6 protein-coding genes are annotated in these 4,870 nt (G+C 59.2%); all 6 read right to left on the bottom strand.

Annotated elements, in window-relative coordinates:
- A partial coding sequence (locus IQ273_RS30590) for a glutathione S-transferase family protein (protein ID WP_194026862.1) occupies positions 1–469 on the bottom strand: 469 nt, incomplete at its 3' end.
- Between the two features lie 8 nt (positions 470–477).
- A complete protein-coding gene (locus IQ273_RS30585) occupies positions 478–1,344 on the bottom strand; it encodes a DUF4230 domain-containing protein (RefSeq protein ID WP_194026861.1) in 867 nt (288 codons plus the stop codon).
- A 290-nt stretch (positions 1,345–1,634) separates the two neighbouring features.
- The gene (locus IQ273_RS35540; protein ID WP_228054209.1) at positions 1,635–1,853 is read right to left on the bottom strand and encodes a hypothetical protein; all 219 of its coding nucleotides are present in this window, start codon (positions 1,851–1,853) and stop codon (positions 1,635–1,637) included.
- A gap of 122 nt (positions 1,854–1,975) precedes the next feature.
- Complete coding sequence (locus tag IQ273_RS30575) at positions 1,976–2,215, bottom strand: DUF2283 domain-containing protein (protein ID WP_194026860.1); 240 nt, start codon at positions 2,213–2,215, stop codon at positions 1,976–1,978.
- Positions 2,200–2,526 (bottom strand): hypothetical protein, encoded by a 327-nt coding sequence (locus IQ273_RS30570; RefSeq protein WP_194026859.1) that lies wholly within the window; start codon positions 2,524–2,526, stop codon positions 2,200–2,202. The genes IQ273_RS30575 and IQ273_RS30570 overlap by 16 nt, the downstream gene beginning before the upstream one ends.
- 21 nt (positions 2,527–2,547) lie before the next feature.
- The coding region (locus IQ273_RS30565) for a GH116 family glycosyl hydrolase (RefSeq protein ID WP_194026858.1) at positions 2,548–4,870 on the bottom strand (2,323 nt) is incomplete at its 5' end.

The raw sequence follows: 4,870 nt of genomic DNA, 5'->3' as shown, positions 1-4,870 counted from the left end.
CCTCAGGGCCAAAGCCAACGCCGGTACCCACCAGGTTCAAAATGTCGCCGGGTAGTGCCCCCACCAAATCGCGCAGGGGGCCGGGGGTAAAGCCGGGCAGCAGGGCGGTTCGAAAGTTGGGGTGCTGCTTAAAGGCACCGACCATAACGACGCGGGCCTTGGGCACGATCGCCTCGTCGGCCCAGGCTTCGAGCGCCAGGCACAGGCCCCTGGGCTTGGGGTCGGTAGGCAGAATGGGGCGATCGGGGTAGGCTTTTTCGAGGTGGAGGGCGATCGCGGTCGAGTCGGGAATCACCAACTCTCCGTCTTTGAGCACGGGCACCTGTCGCTGGCCCGACATCTGAAAAATTTCTACCTGACCGACGCCGGGGGTAACTTCGACCTTGCGGTAAGGTACCTGCTTGTAGTCGAGAATTAGGCGAATTTTTTCGGCAAAAGACGAGGCTTCAAACTGATACAGCTCTAGCATAACAATCCTTATTGGCCGGGTTCTGGGGGCGGAGTAGGTACTGCTAAGCCCGGTAACACTGTATCGCTATTTGCAGGCGCTGCACAGGCGGAATTAGTCGGCGGCTGAGTGGTAACGGTGACGGTTTCAAACCCGGCGGTAGACAGCAGCTGCCCCACGGTGATCTCGGCGCGGCGGTTGGCCTCGGCCAGCAAGTTCTCCTGACAAGCAGCTTCTTCAATTTTGATGAGAGCTTCCTGCTGAGCTTTCTCCTGCAGTTCAGGCGCTACGTCCGGCCCCAGGCCCAAAAAGCCTCGGCTGTAGTCAAATACATTCGACTTGCTGAGGTCAATTTTGCTGTCGAGAATCTTGGGCGGTGGCAGGGTGACCTGAATCGTATTGTCGCCTGTCACCTGCACATTCTCAGTCGTGAGTTCGGCCAGATCGACCCCGGCCCGCACTTCGCCGTAGGCAATGTAGAGCAGGTTAGTGGAGCCAATCACGTAGCCGGCCAGGGTGCGATCGCTCTGGGTCGGCACCACCGCCTCCATGGCGAAAATCGCCGTAGTCAGCTCGCTTGCCCCTCGCAACTGCTGCACCACTACCGATCGCACATCCACCTGGGGTTCACCGGGAGCCGGGGTGAGCATAATGCGCGCGCCTTCTAGGAAGCGATCGGGCGATCGCCAAAACCCTACCCCAGCCGCAATGCCCACCAGCACTGCGCCACCAATGAGAGCATTGAAAACCGTGCGAATGGGTCGGAAGGGCGATCTAGTCTTCTGCGGCACGGGCTGGGGGGTTGGAATAGGCCAAGGCTCAGCCGGAACGCTGGGGTCTACGTAGCGCGGCGGCAGCGGGTCGGGAAGTTTGCGATTGGGAGGTGCAGGGCGCATGGGTAGTGAATGTTGATGAGCTGTAGGGTGCATTCGCGAAGCCATGCACCATTAAGAGAAACGTGAATTAAAAAGGATTAGTTCAAGTGTGCTCTCTGGAGGCAAGTGCTTCATGTCGAGAGTTTCCCCACATGGTGCACGGCTGGTGCGTTGGCAGAGTCTCGCGTCAGCGTTGTGCGCCTACGTAGACCACTATCCTAGCCCGACCTAAGAATTCCGACCTTCGGTTAATACATTGTACAAACTCCAAATTGCCATCGGCCGCATATAGTGGCAGGCGCGGTAGGTGCCTAGGGCTGCGATCGCTTCAGGAGTGCGAGAAATTGTAAGCCGTAGTTGTGGATTTGCCGAATGACGGCAGCGGCGATCGCCGCAAAGCCATAGCCTACAATGATGGCAACCCGATCGCCCGTTGGAGCTGGTGGCTCCTGCGGTAGGGTGCCATTCGCGGCCCCAAACCCACGCCCATGACCCGCCAATTCTCGCGCCGCAATGCACCGCCCACCCATCGCGAGAATCCTGCATCTGCCTCACACGCCATTGCGGCGGGGCGGCAGGGCGGGGGTGAGGCAGTGGAATCAGATGCGAAACTCCACGGGAGTCGCTTCGCGATCGCGCTGCGAAAGGCACCCTACGATGCCGATAGTCTGAGATTGGCAATCACCGGCAGCTCTAGCAGGAAATCTGCGTTTAGGAGTCGCTTTGAGAAAAACAGAATCTCTAAATTTTCCACTTCACCAGACACTGGATTGAGCCGAGCGATCATTTCATCGCCAATTTCTTCAGACTCTTGCTCCGCGTAGGGCGCACACTTATTGATGTAGAGGATATCGCCTGCCTGGTCGTATTTGAAGACTAGCTTTTCTGCCATCGGGTTTCTCCTCCAGTCAATTTGCGAGCGGTGTAGGCAGTGATGATCCAATGCCTGGATGAGGCTCCATCACGGACGATTACAACCACTATGTAGCGCCCGGTGCGAATGGAATCAAACCACTTGGAAAAGAGCAGGGCAGTAGGGTCGCGATCGCTGCCTCGTACCAGGTCAGGGTTCTCTAGAGTATCGGCTAGCTGGTTCAAATAGTCAGGCAATGTACCCGGATGACTCGCTGTGATGTGGGCTTCCCGCTCACCTGACAGTTCTGCGGTGGTTCCCAGGTATGGACAGTCAAATAAGCGAGTCATGCTCTATCGTAGCCTCTGCTCCTACCGAGCTGGATCGATGCTGGCGGTGAGCACCTCGTACAAGCCCCAGATCGCCATCGGGCGCATGTAGTGACAGGCGCGGTAGGTGCCCAGGGCCGTGATTGCCTCGGGGGTACGAAATTGTAGGCCGTAGCTGTAGATTTGCTGAATAACGGCATCGGCAATCGCCATTGCCTCTTCCCGCTTACCCATCTGGGCCAAAAACGCCGCCAGGCCAAAGTTAATGCCCGTCCACACCTCCTGCTGGTGGGTGCTGTCGGGGTCTTCAGGGGAACCGTCTGGCAACACGCCATTCGCCGCCCCAATCATCATTTTCAGTGTCGCCGCGCTAAAGTTGCCCAACTGCGCCCCCTCAAACTTTTGCTGGGGCGGTCGTTCCTGGGTTTGGACAACCTGGTTGAACTTCACAAAGCAGGCGTCGTAGATGGCATCAAGGGCCGACAGGGTGAATTCATCCTCCACCAAATCCGGCAGGCCCAGGTGGCGCACCATAAACTGGCCGCAGAGCTGGTCGGCCATCACCACATCCGAGCCGCTGCCGGTGTCGAGGCGGTAGTAGCGCCCATTCCACAGTTTGGGATGGTAGGCCTTGAGGCCATTGTCGAGCCAGCGGCGGTACTGGCTGAGCAGAATCGGGGTGTTGCCGGGGGCCAAACCAGCGGTGGTGAGAATGTCGGCGATTGCGATCGCCGCCTCCAGCGCCCCCAGCCACAGCCCGCCGCAGTAGGCGCTAATGCCCTTGAGCTGCCAGTCGTCGAAGGTTTGGTCGGGAGCACCCTCGTTTTCAGGAATGCCGTCGCCATCGCGGTCAAACTGCTTCAGGTATTGCAGGGTGTCAACCACCGCAGGCCAGCAGTCTTTGAGAAAGGCCACATCCGTTGCCCCAGTGAACTGGTAGGCCCGGTAGACCTGGAGCACAAAGTCGCTGCCCAGGTCTTTCCACTGGTTGCAGTCTTGATAGCTGGTGTAGTTGGTTTGTGCCCAGGGGTGCTCATTGGGGGCACCCAGGTCGTGGGGCGTTGCGCCCTTGAGCTTGCGAATGGCCGGGGGCTGCTCTAGCCCCATCGTGACGTAGTAGCCGATGATCCGCCGCCGCTCGTCTTGCGCCGGGATGGCGCGGGCAAAGGCGCGCAGCACTGCTTTCTCTAGCTCGGGCCACAGCAGCAGGGTGGCGAAACCGCCGTAGAGGCGCACGTCGAGGCTTTCGTACCAGCGGTAGTCGATGCACTCCAGTACCGCAAACTGGCCCACCGGGTCGGTCTCGGTGGCAGCGCTCCACAGGGTGCCACCGCTGGCCAGGTCGTATAGCTCGTTAAACAGCGCCATTTTGAAGGTATCGGGCAGATCGGGGCGATCGAGAATCGGCTGCTGCCAGGCGGTAATCTGCCGCTGCCAGGTTTTGTAGTCGCTGAGGGCAGAAAATGCGATCGCCTGCGCATTCCGTCCGGTTCTGCCAAAAAAGTCGGTATAGCGCCGGTAGTTCACCACCCCAGCGGCGAACTCGGTGACGGGTAAATCCCACGCTAGGGCTACGGAAATCTGGCGGGTTTCGCCGGGTTGAAGGGTAAAGCGCAGGGCGATCGCACCCGCAATTTGCTCCCCCTCGCCCGCCGGGGTCGTATCCAACAAATTCATCAGTCGGCCCAGCTTGGCAAACGAGTCCCACAGGTCGCGTCCATCTCCATCTGGGTTCCAGCGCAGATCGTAGGAGACTTCCACATTGGGGTCATCCAGGGTGGCAATACACCACTGGCCGTCGCCTTCGGCGGGTTCATCCTGCCACGCCCCGTCCATAATCAGCGCTTTGAGACCGTCGGCATTGATGAACTGGTTGAAGTTGCCGGTGCTTTGGGCGATCGCAGGTACATAGTCGTAGTAGGGGCTGCCGTCGTCGCGCAGCAGCACCTCTGGCGATTTTTGCGTATTGGTAAACCAGCCCACCAGGTTCTGCCAGCTCACCATGATGCTGAGAGTAATCGGAAAGTTGGTGGGGTTGTGGGCCGTCCACTCAAAAGCCACCACCGGATAGCTGGCTTCTTTATAGTTATCGGGCCAGACGGGGGTGATCTGTTCGCAAGTAATCTGGGCGCGAAACACATTCTCGTAGCGGTACCAGCTGCGCGGATACAGCGCGTGGTAGCTGCCCGTCGTCTGAGTTTTCGTCGAAGCGGGATACCACTGCCACGACGACAGACTGCTGTCCTCGGGCGGCTGGCTACTGAGGGCGTAAGCCTGGGTGCCCGCCCCAGTCTTCTCCCACAGGCTAAACTGACAGGCCGGAAAGTTGCCAAAGACATGCTCGCCGCCATCGAGGTGCCAGAGG

The organism is Nodosilinea sp. LEGE 07298, from assembly GCF_015207265.1.
In the GTDB taxonomy this organism is placed as follows: Bacteria; Cyanobacteriota; Cyanobacteriia; order Phormidesmidales; family Phormidesmidaceae; genus Nodosilinea.
This window is presented reverse-complemented; position numbering and strand designations above follow the sequence as displayed.